This window comes from uncultured Treponema sp., assembly GCF_934725225.1.
Classification (GTDB): Bacteria; Spirochaetota; Spirochaetia; order Treponematales; family Treponemataceae; genus Treponema_D.
In genome coordinates, this window is the sequence record NZ_CAKVAM010000005.1 from 156091 (window position 1) to 170681 (window position 14591).

Below are 14591 nucleotides of genomic sequence, written 5' to 3' on the forward strand. Positions count from 1 at the left end.
GAATGCGCATTATAGGCAGTTATGTATATTCTCAAATTTCCACCTTTATATTGAAGAAAATTGTGTTTAAAGCAATTGCTCAAGTTTTTCCTTTATGAATTCACTTTTGCTTTTTAAATCGATTGCTTCGGTTTGCAAGATAATTTGGTTTGGCTTGGCTGAGTTTAGTTTTACGCGCCCTGAACTTGTTTTTATCAGTCCCAAAAGTTTGTCAATGTTGACTTTTGAAACTTTGCTGAATTCAACTTGGACAATTCCTTTTTTTTCTTTTAAAGAGCTTATCGATAGTCTGTTGCAGATTATGCGGATTTTTGCAAGGCTTAGGAGGCTGCTTACTTCGTCTGGAATCGGTCCGAATCTATCAAAAAGTTCTTCCCAGACTGAATTTAAGGAATCTTGAGTTTGAACGGATGCGATTTTTTTGTAAAGTTCCATTTTTGTCTGTGTGTCTTTTATGTATGTGTCTGGAATGAATCCTGTGTATTCAAGTTCAAGCAGAACTTCTTCTGGTGCTGTCCAGTCGCTGTTTGAAAGTCTTTCGATTGCGGAATTTAGAAGCGTTAAGTACATTTCGAATCCGACTGCGTAAACTTCGCCGCTTTGGTCTTTTCCAAGAAGATTTCCTGCGCCTCGGATTTCCATGTCTTTCATTGCAATTTTAAATCCTGAGCCTAATTCTGTAAAATCGCTTATTACTTGAAGCCTTTTCATTGCAACTTCGCTTAACGCTTTGTTCTGCGGATAAAAAAGATATGCATAAGCTTTTCTGTCGCTTCGCCCTACACGTCCGCGCAACTGATAAAGCTGGCTTACTCCGTACATATCCGCGCGGTCGATTATTATTGTGTTTACATTTGGAATATCGATTCCGTTTTCAATTATCGTAGTTGCCACAAGGATATGAAATCCGCCCATCTTGAATCTTCTAAAAATGTCGTCAAGCTCTTCGCTGGTCATTTTTCCGTGCGCAGTTTCAACCAGCATTTCGGGAACAAGATTTTCAAGTTTCAGCCTAGTTTCTTCAAGCGTTTCAACTCTATTGTGAAGGTAAAAAACTTGTCCTCCGCGTTGAACTTCGTTTCTTATTGCCCGGGCGACTTTTTCGTCGTTGTATTCTTCAATTGCAGTTTCGATTGGCTGTCTGTTTTGCGGCGGCGTTGTAAGAAGCGACATATCCCGGATTTTCAAAAGGCTCATGTGAAGCGTGCGCGGAATTGGCGTTGCGCTCATTGCAAGGCAGTCGATGTTTGTCTTTAAAGTCTTGAGTTTTTCCTTGTCTTTTACGCCGAATCTTTGCTCTTCATCAATTATCATCAGTCCAAGATTTTTAAAAATGACATCTTTCTGAAGAATTCGGTGTGTGCCTATGAGAATGTCTATTTCCCCGCTTGCAAGTTTTGAAATTATCTTTTTTTGTTCCGCTGGAGAAACAAACCTTGAAAGCTGCGCGATTGTAACTGGAAAATTTTTAAAGCGTTCCTGGCAGTTTTCAAAATGCTGCTCTGCAAGAATTGTTGTCGGCGCAAGAAATGCGACTTGTTTTCCGCCCATGACAGCTTTAAATGCCGCGCGCATTGCGATTTCAGTTTTTCCGTAGCCAACATCTCCGCATACAAGCCGGTCCATTGGAACTGGCTTTTCCATGTCCGCTTTGATTTCCTGCGTTGCTGAAAACTGGTCGGGCGTGTCTTCGTAAGGAAATGCGGCTTCAAATGCTGCGTTCCATTCTGTATCCTTTGGAAACGAAAATCCGCGTGAAGCCTGACGTTTTGAGTACAAGTCTATCAGTTTTTCGGCGATTTCTTCAACTTTTTGCTGAACTTTTGCTTTTCTTGCGCTCCAGCTTTTTGAGCCGATTCTGTCGAGTCTTGGTTTTTCGTTTTCGATTCCTATATAACGCTGAACCATATTCACTTGCTCGATAGGAACAAAGGCGATTTCCTCGTCGGCATATTCAAGTTTTATATAGTCGCGTTCTGTACCCATTGCTTTTACGCGCTCGATTCCCTTGAAAAGTCCGATTCCGTAATTTACATGGACAATGTAATCGCCCGGAGTCAAATCAACGAACGTATCTATTGGCTTTGAATTTACTTTTCTAATTGATTTTGACGTGTTTTTCTTTCGCCCGAAAATTTCATTTTCCTGAATGACAAGAAGTTTTTCATCGGAAATCATAAATCCGGCTGTAAGAGCCTGCGGAAGAACTTGAACTCCAGAATCGCAGAATTCCTTAATAATTTCTTTTATTCTTAAAGCCTGATTTCCATTGTCTGCAAAAATGAAAATGTTGTATTTTTCTTTCAAAAAGGACGACAGCTGTTCTTTTAGGTAATTTATGTTTCCGAAATAGCTTTGCCCTGCTTGTGATTTTATTTCTAGCGATGTGTTGAACGCAACGGAATTGTCTTGAATATTTTCTTCTGAATTGCTCAATGTGTCTAATGTTCTGAATGCGACAAGTTTTTTGCATTCGGTTGCAAGGTTGAAAAAATCAAGTTGCATGGTTGCAGGCGGAAACACAGGAAGATTTTGACGTGCAAGCCGATACGCCACAGTGTATTCATTTTCGAGCATTTTTTCTGCGTTTACAAGTCTGTCCCAGTCAAAAAAATAAACATCTGTATTGTTTGTTAAGTAGTCTAAAATTGAATACAGTTTGTCAAACAGGATTGGGTAAAAGAGTTCTTCGCCTTCTGTTTCCTTAAATTCAAGAAGTTCTGCAAGAATTCTGTCTTTTTCTTGTTTTGCAGCATCTGTGAGAGCGAGATGTATGTTTTTTTTATCTAACAATCGGTTGTTAGTATTGATGTCCGTTTCTAACCGTTTTTTATCAATATCTGACTGTTTGTTAGTTTGTAAATTGTCGGTTTTGCTATTATTTTTTTCTGCTGAACGTTCGTTTGCATTTTGTTTTTTTGCTTTGTCGTAAATAGCGAAATCATTTTTTATGCCAGCTTCGTCTTCTTTTTCCCATTCGCTTTCCAGTTTTTCAATAAACTCTTCTGTCCAGATAATTTCTTTTTGCGGATAAATTACAAGACGCTCTATGTTTTCCTTTGAAGTCTGAGTTTCTGGATCAAAAAGTTTTATTTGGCTTATGGTGTCAAAATCAAATATAATTCTGTGCGCATATTTTTCGCCGGTCATAAAGATTTCAAGAACTTCGCCACGCAAAACGAACTCGCCTTTCATTCCGATTTTTGGAACTCTAAGGTAGCCCTGCTCTGCCAGTTTTTCCGCAAGTTTTTCAGGGTCAAATTCCTGTCCTTTCTTTAAAACTGTAACCAAAGTTTTGATGTATGAAACCGGCGGAACTGGAGTTAAAAAAGCCCTTTGCGTTATTATAAAAATTCTTGGTTTTTCAGAAAATGGATTTTTTACTGCGAGTTTTGCAAGGATTCCAGCTCTTTCTCCAAAAACAGCCGAGCCTTTTGCCGCAGGTCTGTATGGAATCGTTCCCCACCACGGAAACTTGAAAATTTCTACGGAATCTTCAAAAACTGTATTTAAATCTGTTTCGCATTCGTCTGCTTCTTTTTGAGTCGGAACAATTATGAAAATATCTTTTTGAAACTGAAAAAATTTATTTTCATACTGAGTTTCATGGATGCAGTTCTGTCTGTACCTTTCTTCTGTTTGCCTGATAAAAAATGCTGGAAGGCTTCCCTTTAGCCCTGAAATTTGAAGCGGAAATTCTTCAGGCTTTGCGTCCGCGCATTTTATTGCCGCCGAGTGAAATTCATTGCAGGAATTAATAAGGCTAAACAGCGGATTTTGACTTTTTGTTGATAATGTATTTTTCATAATTGTCCGATATAGTATATAGAATAATCTGCTTATTTTAGCTTTATTTGAGGGAATTGCAAAGCCCTGCAAATCAAAAAAAAGAGGTTTTCCTCGGGAGTATTTTTGTGAACATTAAACGCTTTTTGCTTACGGTTATATCAATTTCCTGTTTTTTTGCCTATGCGCAGGTTCCAGAAAAATCAGAGCAGAAACTTGACAATGCGGAAGTTTCAATAAAGTTTTATGATAGAACTGTTTACTATCCGGGAGACGCAGAAAATAATCCTGTCTATGTTTATATAACGGTTTCAAATAAAGGCTCTTCTACTTTGAGATTTAAAATCGCTGATGACAAAATGTTTTCCGTGGATTTTATTGCTTTCAATGTAAAAAAGACGCAGCTTCCTTCAACTCAAGGACTGATAAGAAAACGAACTACAAATCAGACTGTGTATTTCCGTGAAATTTCCCTTGAACCGGGCGAAGAATATTCCTTCCGTGAGAATCTAAAAGACTATCTTGAAATAAAAGATCCTTCTATTTATTATGTTGAACTTAGATTCTATCCGGAGCTTTATAGAAACAAAAATATCAGCTTGGCTTCAAACCGCCTTAGCCTTGAAGTCCGCCCTAGCCCGTCCGCAGCTTCATCATCGGCGCTTCCTGTTGAAACAAACACTGCGGTTGTTCTTCAGCCTGAAGACATAAGCCCGGATCGTGTTGTTGAGCAGACAATTGTTGCGCGCCAAAAAAGCCTTTGGGATCAGTTCTTCCTTTATATGGATTTGGAGGAAATGCTCAAGCGTGATCCTTCCCGCGGAAGAAAATACAATCTTGTGAGCGCAGATGAGCGTGCCGATATGCTTCGTTCATTTAAAGCTGATTTGATGCTCCAGCGGATTGACTATGACATTGTTGCGATTCCGTCTAAATTCAAAATTGAAACAACTTCATATTCGCAGACTGAAGGCACTGTAAAAGTAATTGAGTGGTTTAAAAATGACAATTTCATGGAACGCAAACGCTACACTTATTATGTCCGCCAGCGCGATGGAATTTGGCAAATTTACGACTATACAGTAGACAATTTGGGAACTGAATAATGGCTGAAGTAAAACGAGCCAAATATTTCTGTGAAGGCTGCGGTTCAGAAGTCGCTCCGAATGCAAAATTCTGTCCAAAGTGCGGACGTTTTTTTGCGGCGGTAAGATGCCCGAATTGCGGCCACATAGGAGCTGTAAGAAATTTCTTAAAAGGCTGCCCTTCCTGCCATTATGCTGTAACTCAGGAAGAACTCTATGGAACTTCTTCAAGCGGAAAAGATTCAGAAAAAAAACAGCTTTCACGAAATTCACGGAAAAAAATAAAAAAAGCATTTAAGCTCCACAAAAAATCAATTTTCTCTGATGATGTTCCTGCCTGGCTTTTTGTTGCAAGCATTATCGCGCTGATTGTGATTTTTGCGGCTTTATTTATGAGATGCAAAAGCTGAAATTTTGTTTTCTTTTGCCGAATTCAGCTAAATATATTTGACAAAAAACTGATATTTAAATATACTATTCAAACCTTGCCCAGGTGGTGGAATTGGTAGACACGCTAGTTTCAGGTACTAGAGTCCGTAAGGATGTACGAGTTCAAGTCTCGTTCTGGGCATTTTTTCAGCCTTTTATTGCAGTTTCTATTATTCTAGTCATTTCATAAAAATCTTTTACTTCTGCATACAGCGGATTTTTCTGTTCAATTTTTAATTCGCCCTGCCGTTTTCTGTTAAGGTACAATGTGTTTATTCCAAGTTTTTTTGCTGGAACTATGTCATGCTCCAGGCTGTCCCCGATGTACCAAGTTTCGTTTTCTGATGAATTTGCAAGTTCCATTGCTTTTTGAAAAATTTTCAAGTCCGGCTTGCTGATTCCGACTTCTGAGGAAATTACAATCGGGTTGAAAAAATCTGTTACGCCGGCTTTTTTTAGCTTTGACCGCTGATTTTCAGAATCGCCGTTTGTTATAATTCCCATTTGAATATTCAAGTCTGAAAGTTTTTTTAATGCTGGCAGCGCGTCGGAAAAAAGATTGCATTCCTTTTCGTAAGTTGACCAATAAAGTCTGAACCTTGAATCAAGCTCCTCTTTTGATTTTATTGGGTTTCCGTTAAGCTCGAATACTTTTGCGATTCTTCCTTTCCGCTGCTCGTCAAAAGTCAACTCTCCTGCTGAATATTTGTCAAAGAAATGCTGCGCCCATTTTTTCCATTGAACGCAAAATTCGTCAAAACCCATGTGGATTTCATTTTTGTATTTTTCAAAAACTGCTTTTATTCCAAGATTTTCCGCAGATTCAAAATCCATTAACGTTCTGTCCAAATCGAAAAAAACTACCATGAAATTAACTTAGCATTTTTTTTGCTTATATTCTATAGAAAGAAATGTTTTTGACTGGGCATTCCTCTTTCTCTTGACAAAATTTGTGATTTGACTAGACTTTTTGATTATGCGTGCTACAAGAGCTTTGATTCATTTGGATAATTTAAAAAACAATATTATAGAAATAAAAAAATGCTTAAAGCCTGAAACAAAAATGTGCGTTGCTGTAAAAGCTGATGCCTACGGACATGGAGCTATTCCTTGCGCGAAGGCTGCTCTTGAAGCTGGCGCGGATTATCTTTCTGTTGCGACTTGTGAAGAAGGCGTTGAGCTTAGAAATGCTGGAATTTCCTCGCCTATTCTTATGTTAAGTCTTTGTTCTCCAAATGAAGTTGAAGAAGTTGTTTCCGCCGGAATTACGCCTTTTGTTTTTGATGAAGAATATATAGAGCTTTTTTCTGCTGCCTGCAATAAACTTGGAATAGAAAATTTTGCGGTTCATCTTGCAGTTGATACAGGAATGGGCAGAATTGGATGTCTTCCTTCCGAAGCTGGAAAAATTGCGCTCAAAATTAAAAGCTGCAAAAATCTTGTTTTGGGCGGAACTGCGACTCATTTTGCGCTTAGCGACTGTGTTTCAGAAAAAGGAAAATCGTATACAAAGTTTCAGTTTGAAAATTTTCTTGAGGCAATCAGCAATATAAAAAAGGCTGGAATTAATCCCGGGCTTTGCCACTGCGCAAATTCTGCCGCTACGCTTGATTCTCCGGAAATGCATCTTGACATGGTTCGGCCAGGAATTATTGTTTATGGCTATTACGCTGACGAAGTTTCAAAAGAATATTTGGCTTCAAAAGGAAAAAATGTAGAACTAAAGCCTGTTATGACTTTGGAAAGCTGTGTTTCTTCAATCCGGCAGTTTGAAAAAGGAAAATTTGCAGGCTATGGATGCAGATGGGAAGCCAAATCTGATACCAATGTTGGCGTTGTACCAGTTGGCTATGCAGATGGATGGTTCAGGAGATTTTCTGAATGCGGTGTGAAAATTGCAGTAGATGGAAAAAACTATCCTATTTGCGGACGCATTTGCATGGATCAGTGTATGATAGATTTGGGTGCAGATTGTGCTGTAAAAAGATGGGACAAAGCCGTTTTGTTTGGGGACAGTTCAGATGGAGCTTTGCAAACTGCCGATGATATTGCGCATCTTACAGGTACAATTTCTTATGAAATAACCTGCGGAATCTCAAAGCGTGTTCCGCGTGTCTTTGTTCAGTGAGAAAACTGAATAATTGTTTTCTGCGCTAAAAGATATTTTTTTACTTCCGCAACTAGATAAAACGAGCCTGTAACCAAAACTGTCGCCTTTTCTTCTGCAGCCTTGGAAAGTATATATGGAATGGCTTTTAAATAATCGGGAATCGCAGTATATTCTATGCCGGATTTTTCAAAAGCTGCCTTTAGCCGCGGAAAGTCTGATTCTTTTGTTCCTCCTGGCACTGTTAAAATTACATGGCTGAATTTTCCTTTGAACAACTCCGCAATTTCTTCTGCATTTTTGTCTGCCGCGCAAGCAAAAAGAAGATAAGAATCAGTTTTTTCATTTGAAAAAAGGTTGCAGAATGTATTCATTGTAAAGCCAATACTTTTTACTGTATGTGCGCCGTCTAATATTAAGTTTGAAATGTCCTTGAACTGCGAATTTGTCAAATCAACTGACTCAAATCTTCCGGGAAGAATAGTTTTTTCAAGCCCTTTTTCAATTATACTTTCATTAAGATTTGGAAATACTGTTTTTACAGCCAAGGATGCAACTGCCGCATTTCTTGCCTGAAATTCGCCTAGCAGTGAAAGTGAAACATTTAAAGGTCGTGAAAATTTTTCAGAGTCTAAAGAAAAGCACATTTTTACTGAATTTTGTCTAAAAAAATGTACACTTTGAGAATTTGTTGAAGTTTGCTGTGTATTTTTGTATACAATTTCAGATATTTTGCAGTATTCGTCAGTAAAAAATATTGGAGAATTTTTTTCTTTTGCAATTTTTCTAAAAACATCTTTGACTGATTCTTTTTGTCCAGAAACAATTACAGGAATTCCTTGCTTTATAATCCCCCCTTTTTCTGCGGCAATGAGTTCCTCTGTGTTTCCAAGATATTCGGTGTGTTCAAGCTCAATCTGGCTTATGCAGCTGCAAACTGGATTTATAACATTTGTTGCGTCAAGCCTTCCTCCGATTCCGACTTCATAAACTGCATATTTTGTTCCGGCATTTTTAAAGCACAGCATTCCAAGCAATGTTGCAAGCTCAAACCAAGTAACAGGTCGTTTTCCGGGAAGTTCTTCAGTCTTAATAGAATTTATGCTGTCTATAAGTTGCTTTACTGATTTTTCGTAAACTTCTTCAGGAAAGAGACCAGAAACTGTACCTATCCTCTCGTTGAAATTCAAAATATGCGGCGACGAATACAAGCCTGTGTAATATCCGGCTTCCTCCAAAATGCAGGCAATCATTTTTGAAATTGAGCCTTTGCCTTTGCTTCCTGCGACATGAAAACTCGGGCAGCAGTCTTGCGGATTGGAAAGCCGTTTGCAAAGAAATTCCATCGTGTCGAGCCAAAAAATATTTTTCTTGGGAGTTTTCTCAAAATTCAAATATTCTTCTGCAAAACTTTCAAAGACACCGATAGCGGATTTTTTTTCATTCATTTGTTTGCCTCTAGGAATTTTTCATAAGTCCATTGGCTTATTGAATATCTGTAGTTTATCGATTTTATTGCGTCTGTGTTTTTTTCCAGCGAAGAAAAAGAAGGTATGACGATGTACGAGTCATCTTTTTTGTAAATTGAATAAACTGCTTTGTTTGTGTTGCTGAATATTTTTGAAACAACTTTTTCCGGCTTGATATTTTCTGACGGAGAAAGATACACAAGCTGTCCTCTTCTTAGTTTTGCGGAAGTTTCATTTTCATCAGTTACGCATAAAGGCTCTATGTACGGATCTGCCCAAAATGAAGTGTCCTTAAAAAGAAAATTTGAAACAGAAGTTTTTGTTTCCCAAACTGTCTGGTCTTTTGATGTTCTGAATGAAATTCTTTCAGAAATGGAATCTTCTATTCCAAAGAAAAATTCCGAAACTTTTTCATTTCCGTTTTTAAAAAAAGTTATTCGGCATGAATTTTTTTCATCTACGCCAAGGCTTGCCCAGGACGAAACTTTTTCAGCTTTTTTATACAAAGTGTTTTCTTTTTCGGCTTCTGATAAAAAATTTTTTATTGTCTGAATGTCGCACGGCCAGTTTAGCGTCATGTTTGAATCATCATCCGTTCCAAGCCATATATCGTCTTTTTGGAATATTATAATTTTTTTTCGTTCTTTTGCATTGTAAATTTCAATGGAAGAAATTTCTTTTGCATTGTCAATGAATTTCAGTTTTGAAGTTTCTGGAATATTTTTCCTTGACAGCGGAAGAAAAAGCAGCAGTAAAATCAGAACAAGAATTATGTCGAATCCGTAAAATATAAGAAGAGCTTTTTTTGATGAAATGCGCTTCATTTGTTGAACCTCCTTCTCTTTGAAAAGAAAACAAAACCTATTGTTAGGTTTATAAATATTGGCAGCACACACGTTGCAAAAAGCGTTTTTATCGCGGCTTCTCTGATATTTTCATTGCTGATTTTATAAAGTGTTGTGTTGAATGTTGTTTTGTTTTTTAAGTTTAAAAGCTCATCTTCTCCGTTCAACATAAAAATTCCGTTGCATAAAAAATCAAGGCTTCTTGAATCAACATCAAAAATAGAATTTGAATTATACGAAAGCAGCGAATCTGAAAAAGCATATTGGTCTGCAAAAAGTATGAGAGACGGAGATTTTTCATTTTCTTTTGTAGCAGAAGCGCAAATTGCAAAAGATGAATATTCTTCTTCTGATTCAGCTGACTTTGGAACTGCAAAAGGATTTGTTATAAAATTTTCTGTTCTTGGAATTTGCCATGAGCGACTGCTTGTAAAAAGAATCGGAACTGTTTTTAAATTTTCAATTTCTGCAACTTCATCGTCAATATCGAATGCGCAAGGCCAAAAAAGTGAAAGCCCGGAAACTGCATTTTTCTGCGCCCTTAAGGAAATCCAAAGTGGATAATTTATATATTCTGTCTGAGATGCTTTTTTATTTCCATTGACATCGGAATTGCTTGTCATTGTAATTCTTAAATTTGAAATGTCGCAAGTCAGAGTCTGTTTAAAATAAATTCCAAAAGTGAACATAAGCCGCTCAAAAAGCTGATTGGATTCATTTTGCTTTACAGACCAATTGTCTTCAAAGTCTATTGAATAAGGCTGGCTTGCAATAAAAACTTTTCCGCCATTGAGAATAAATTTTTCAAGGATTTTGCAATCGCTTTTTGTGAACTTGTCGCTTCCGAAAATAATCAGAGGAATGTTAGGAAACTCATCAAATGAAATATCAGCGTCTGAATTTTTTTCAGAAGGAAGCGATGTCTGAATCACTGAAAATCCTTCCGCCTCAAGATATTGAAATGCAAGACTGTAGCCGTTTGCAAAAGATGAAGCGCAGACAACTTGCACTGGATTTTCTTTTTCTTCAACAAGAGATTTTATTTTTCTAGTTAAATCAAATTCAAGCCTTGATATATTCAGCGCAAATGGAATTGTTTCAGTTTTTCCAAGGTAGTCAATTTTTATGGCGGAATAAACATTTGTTATACTTGCAGAATCTGCGGAAGAAGTTTTAATCGGATAGCCTCTTATTCCTATTTCTGAAAGTTTTTTTGCAATATTTTCTTTTGCCGGATTTATAATTTCAAGTGAAACTTTTTTTGATTCTCCTGCATAGCTTTGTAAAAAATCAGTTACATCTTTTACTTGCGGATAAAGGCTTTTTAATTTGGGGCTTAAATAATAAGAAATTGAAACAGGATCTTCAACTTGGCTTAAAACTTTTTTGCTGTATTTGCTTACACTGAAATTTTTTGATGAAGTAAAATCAATTTTTAAATTTAAATTTTCATTTACAATTGTAAAAAGTAAAAATGAAAATGCAAATGCGCGTTTTATTTTTTTTAAATAAACAGACTTGTTCCCTTTTCTGTCTTCCTGAATAAAAAATGCGAGCGCGTAAAAAAATACAGCGCATGAAGAAAAGAAAAGAAAATCAGGAATGCTGAAAATTCCTTTTGAAAAAGAATCGAATCTCCAGGCGAACGAAATGAATTTTATTATTGTGCTTAAAAATTCCGGCGGATTAAAATAAAGCGGAATGTTGTGAATTGAATTTATGATTGCAAGAAAAAATGCGGAAACTACAAAAGAAACTCCAGCGGATTTTATTATGCTGAAAATAAAAATTACAAAAGAAACCGCGGCGGAAAAGTAAAATAAAATTCCTATAAAGCCAATAAAAGCTTGAGAAATTTCAATATCGCCAAAAAAAGAAACGCAAACTGGAACTAAGACAGAAAGCAATGTTGCAAAGCAGCAAATAAAAAAAACTGAAAAAAATTCTGGAAGAAGTATATAAACTGATTTTAAAGGAAAATCTTTTTTTACATTTGAAGAAATTGAAATTAGCCCTGGCAAAAATAAAATGCAGGCTGGCGGAAATGCTGAAAAAAAACTGTGCAAGTCTGTAGAACCAGCTCCAAGAAAAAACTGCTGCCCAACAAAAAATCTAAGGCTTATGAAAATTCCGAATGCGGCAACTAAAATGTATGTGAACGGATTTATTGCAAAGTTAAAAAAATATCTTTTTAAAATAGCTTTCATTGTGATTTTTCCGTGGCGAAAATAAACGCTTCCTCAAGATTTTTACAGTTAAATTTTTTTGTTATTTCTTTTTCAGTTCCGCAAGCTGCAACTTCTCCGTTTGCAATTATATAAATTCTATTGCACAAAGAAACCGCTTCTTCAATATGATGCGTTGAAAAAATAATTGTCATTGAGCCTGAAAGATTTTTTAGTTTTTTTCTGAACGAAGCAATTTGCGCCGGATCTAGTCCTGCTGAAAATTCGTCAAGAACAAGAATTTTTGGAAGTTTGCAGATTGCTTTTGCGAGGCTCGTTCTTTGCTTGAATCCTTTTGAAAGTTTTGAAATTTTTTTATTGAAAACTTCTTCTAGTCCGCAAATTTCAATTGCTTTTTTTACAGTTAGTTCAGCTTCATTTTTTTTCTGCCCTGAAATTTCAGCTTCAAAAAAAAGAGTTTCTTTTACCGTAAGGTTTGAATCAAGTTCTGGAATTTCTGGAACAAAAGCTGTTGACTTTTTAAATTCGTCGGTTTCTTCTGTTCCGCAAATTTTTACAGTTCCGCTGGTCTGGTAATGAAGTCCGCAGATTGTTTTTAAGACGGAAGTTTTTCCAGCTCCATTTGGTCCGAGAATTCCTGTGATAGAATTTTTTTCAGCATAGAAATTTATGTTTTTACAAGCTGAAAATTTTCCGTAATTTTTGCAGAAAGAAATCAGTTCAACTTCATTCGACATAAGGAATCTCTATTCTCATTCTGTCTTTTGTAAGGCGTGCTTCTGGATAAATTTCTTGCGCCTGCTCTAAAAGAACATTAAGCTCTTTGTCGTTGTAACGCGGACTGTAGTGAATGAGTCCCATTCTTAGCGCATTGGCATCTCTTGCAATTGTGGCTGCTTGACGGGATGTCATGTGTTTTTTTTCTTTTGCCTGATCTTCACATCCGTCTGCAAACATCCCCTCGCAGATTAAAAGGTCGCTGCCCTTCACTTCTTTTGCAATCGACGGAAGATACATTGTGTCTGTTACAAAACTGAATTTCCGGCCGCTTCTATTTTTTCCAACAACTTGCTCTGGCTTTATTTCAACTCCATCTTCGTTCAAAACGCTTTCGCCACGCTGAAGTTTTCCCCATAAAGGTCCTTTTGGAATTTTTAATTTCTCTGCTTCTTCCGGGTTGAATTCTCCAGGACGGTCAAGTTCTTCAAGCGTATATCCTACACAAGTTTTTGTATGCTCAAGAGGAAACGACCTTATATAAAATCCGTCGCCTTCATAAACTACGCCCGGCTCTGTTATTTCCTTTATAACAATCGGATAATTTATGTACATATCCAGAACTTTGCGGCTTGTTTCTATATATTCTGCGATTTTCGGCGGACCAAAAATATAAAGAGGCTCGGTTCTGTCAACTTGTGAAGAAAGCATAAGAATTCCGGGAAGCCCTGTAACGTGGTCTGCATGCGTATGCGAAACAAAAATCGCATTGATTTTCTTCCATTTTAAATTAAGCCGCCTTAAAGAAACCTGCGTGCCTTCTCCGCCGTCAAATAAAAACAAGTCTCCGTCGCGCCGAAGCAAAACTGATGTAAGGTGGCGATATGGCAACGGCATCATTCCTCCGCAGCCCAAAATAAAAGCTTCCATATTCATGGAAACGATTTTATACAAAAAAAAGACTTTCTTCAATCTAGCATATTTAGAATTCCTGATGTAACCTTGCAAGTTTGATTTTTATTTACTATAATAATTAGTCTTTATTTTTATAGGGGAAAACATTGAAATCTATTTTAAAGAACGTTGTTGCTTTTGCTTTATTTTCTATTGCCTTCGCCGGAGCTTTTTCAGAATCGCCTTATAATAAAAATCTGTCAGCTGAAGATATTGAATCTTTAAGCAGCGGAAAAACTGTAATTAAAAATACAGGCTCATACAAAAAAATGTGCATGAAAGGCGAAAATCCGGGCTTGAAAAAAGCTGTTGAAACTGTCAGCAATCTTAAGCCTGCTTATTTTGCGGAAGTAATAAAAGAATATCCTTATGAAGGCAATGAAAATCTTCTTGAAAATTTTTCTTCTCTTGTAATGGACATTCCGTCTTATGCAGGAATTCCTTATTATTCAGAGCGAGCCGAAGAATGGTACGATTTGTATACTTCCGCGGAAATAAAATCAACGCAGGAAGCTGGAAATATTCAGATTGTAAATGCTGATTTTGAAATGAAGCCTTTTGGACTTGTTCCGATGAAAATCACTTCGGAAAAAAATGACGGATATTATTACTATGAGTCAACGAATCTTTCCACAATGCGCTACTACGACAAATTTAATTGCGTCAGTCCAGAAAACATGAAGTCTATAATTGTGATTTTCAAGTCTGAAGATAAATGGATTCTTTATGGAATCGGAGCGGTAAAAGCCCCAAGCGTTTTTTTTCTTAGAGACCGCGTTGACACATCTTTTATGAACAGAATAAAAACTTTCTGCGCCTATTTCTTTGCAAAAATGGAAGAGCAGAAATTGCAGGAGGCAAGATAAAAACAGCCGAAAATGGCGTCTGTTTTTATCTTTAAAAGTTTGCGTTGCAAACTTTCTTATCATCGGTTGTTTCTCACTTCGTTGCGAAACAACTTAAAAAGTCAATCCTAAAACTGAAGTTTTAATCTTGACTTTTTATGGGAGCGA

Annotated in this window: 11 protein-coding genes and 1 tRNA gene; 5 read left to right on the forward strand and 7 right to left on the reverse strand. The window is 36.8% G+C overall.

Annotation, left to right across the window (positions count from 1 at the left end):
* Nucleotides 1-66: 66 nt before the first annotated feature.
* Nucleotides 67-3807, reverse strand: coding sequence for a transcription-repair coupling factor (gene mfd, locus Q0H92_RS09145; RefSeq protein WP_296014085.1), 3741 nt, complete (start codon nucleotides 3805-3807; stop codon nucleotides 67-69).
* 107 nt (nucleotides 3808-3914) lie between these two features.
* Between mfd and Q0H92_RS09150 the strand changes: the two genes are divergently transcribed.
* The 3 genes from Q0H92_RS09150 (at nucleotide 3915) to Q0H92_RS09160 (ending at nucleotide 5442) form a co-directional block, all read left to right on the forward strand.
* Nucleotides 3915-4892, forward strand: coding sequence for a hypothetical protein (locus tag Q0H92_RS09150; protein WP_296014089.1), 978 nt, complete (start codon nucleotides 3915-3917; stop codon nucleotides 4890-4892).
* Nucleotides 4892-5281: a zinc ribbon domain-containing protein gene (locus Q0H92_RS09155; RefSeq protein WP_296014094.1), complete on the forward strand. Its 390-nt coding sequence runs from the start codon at nucleotides 4892-4894 to the stop codon at nucleotides 5279-5281. The genes Q0H92_RS09150 and Q0H92_RS09155 overlap by 1 nt, the downstream gene beginning before the upstream one ends.
* A 77-nt stretch (nucleotides 5282-5358) precedes the next feature.
* A tRNA-Leu gene (locus Q0H92_RS09160) sits at nucleotides 5359-5442 on the forward strand.
* 5 nt (nucleotides 5443-5447) lie between these two features.
* On the opposite strand, the gene Q0H92_RS09165 is transcribed toward Q0H92_RS09160, so the two are convergent.
* Complete coding sequence (locus tag Q0H92_RS09165) at nucleotides 5448-6167, reverse strand: HAD family hydrolase (protein WP_296014097.1); 720 nt, start codon at nucleotides 6165-6167, stop codon at nucleotides 5448-5450.
* A gap of 109 nt (nucleotides 6168-6276) precedes the next feature.
* On the opposite strand from Q0H92_RS09165, the gene alr reads away from it, so the two are divergent.
* A complete protein-coding gene (gene alr / locus Q0H92_RS09170) occupies nucleotides 6277-7428 on the forward strand; it encodes an alanine racemase (protein ID WP_296014102.1) in 1152 nt (383 codons plus the stop codon).
* On the opposite strand, the gene Q0H92_RS09175 is transcribed toward alr, so the two are convergent.
* The 5 genes from Q0H92_RS09175 to Q0H92_RS09195 are packed head-to-tail and all read right to left on the reverse strand — an operon-like array spanning nucleotide 7422 to nucleotide 13560.
* Complete coding sequence (locus tag Q0H92_RS09175; RefSeq protein ID WP_296014107.1) at nucleotides 7422-8855, reverse strand: folylpolyglutamate synthase/dihydrofolate synthase family protein; 1434 nt, start codon at nucleotides 8853-8855, stop codon at nucleotides 7422-7424. The two genes, alr and Q0H92_RS09175, sit on opposite strands and share 7 nt — an antisense overlap.
* Nucleotides 8852-9700: a hypothetical protein gene (locus Q0H92_RS09180; protein WP_296014112.1), complete on the reverse strand. Its 849-nt coding sequence runs from the start codon at nucleotides 9698-9700 to the stop codon at nucleotides 8852-8854. Before Q0H92_RS09180 ends, Q0H92_RS09175 begins: the two co-directional genes overlap by 4 nt.
* On the reverse strand, nucleotides 9697-11928 hold the full coding sequence (locus Q0H92_RS09185; RefSeq protein ID WP_296014116.1) for a GldG family protein: 2232 nt from the start codon (nucleotides 11926-11928) through the stop codon (nucleotides 9697-9699). The genes Q0H92_RS09180 and Q0H92_RS09185 overlap by 4 nt, the downstream gene beginning before the upstream one ends.
* Nucleotides 11925-12644: an ABC transporter ATP-binding protein gene (locus Q0H92_RS09190; RefSeq protein WP_296014119.1), complete on the reverse strand. Its 720-nt coding sequence runs from the start codon at nucleotides 12642-12644 to the stop codon at nucleotides 11925-11927. Before Q0H92_RS09190 ends, Q0H92_RS09185 begins: the two co-directional genes overlap by 4 nt.
* Nucleotides 12634-13560, reverse strand: coding sequence for a ribonuclease Z (locus Q0H92_RS09195; RefSeq protein ID WP_296014123.1), 927 nt, complete (start codon nucleotides 13558-13560; stop codon nucleotides 12634-12636). Before Q0H92_RS09195 ends, Q0H92_RS09190 begins: the two co-directional genes overlap by 11 nt.
* 125 nt (nucleotides 13561-13685) lie before the next feature.
* Here Q0H92_RS09195 and Q0H92_RS09200 point away from each other — a divergent pair, with 125 nt between their 5' ends.
* On the forward strand, nucleotides 13686-14444 hold the full coding sequence (locus tag Q0H92_RS09200) for a DUF6675 family protein (protein ID WP_296014127.1): 759 nt from the start codon (nucleotides 13686-13688) through the stop codon (nucleotides 14442-14444).
* Nucleotides 14445-14591 lie beyond the last annotated feature (147 nt).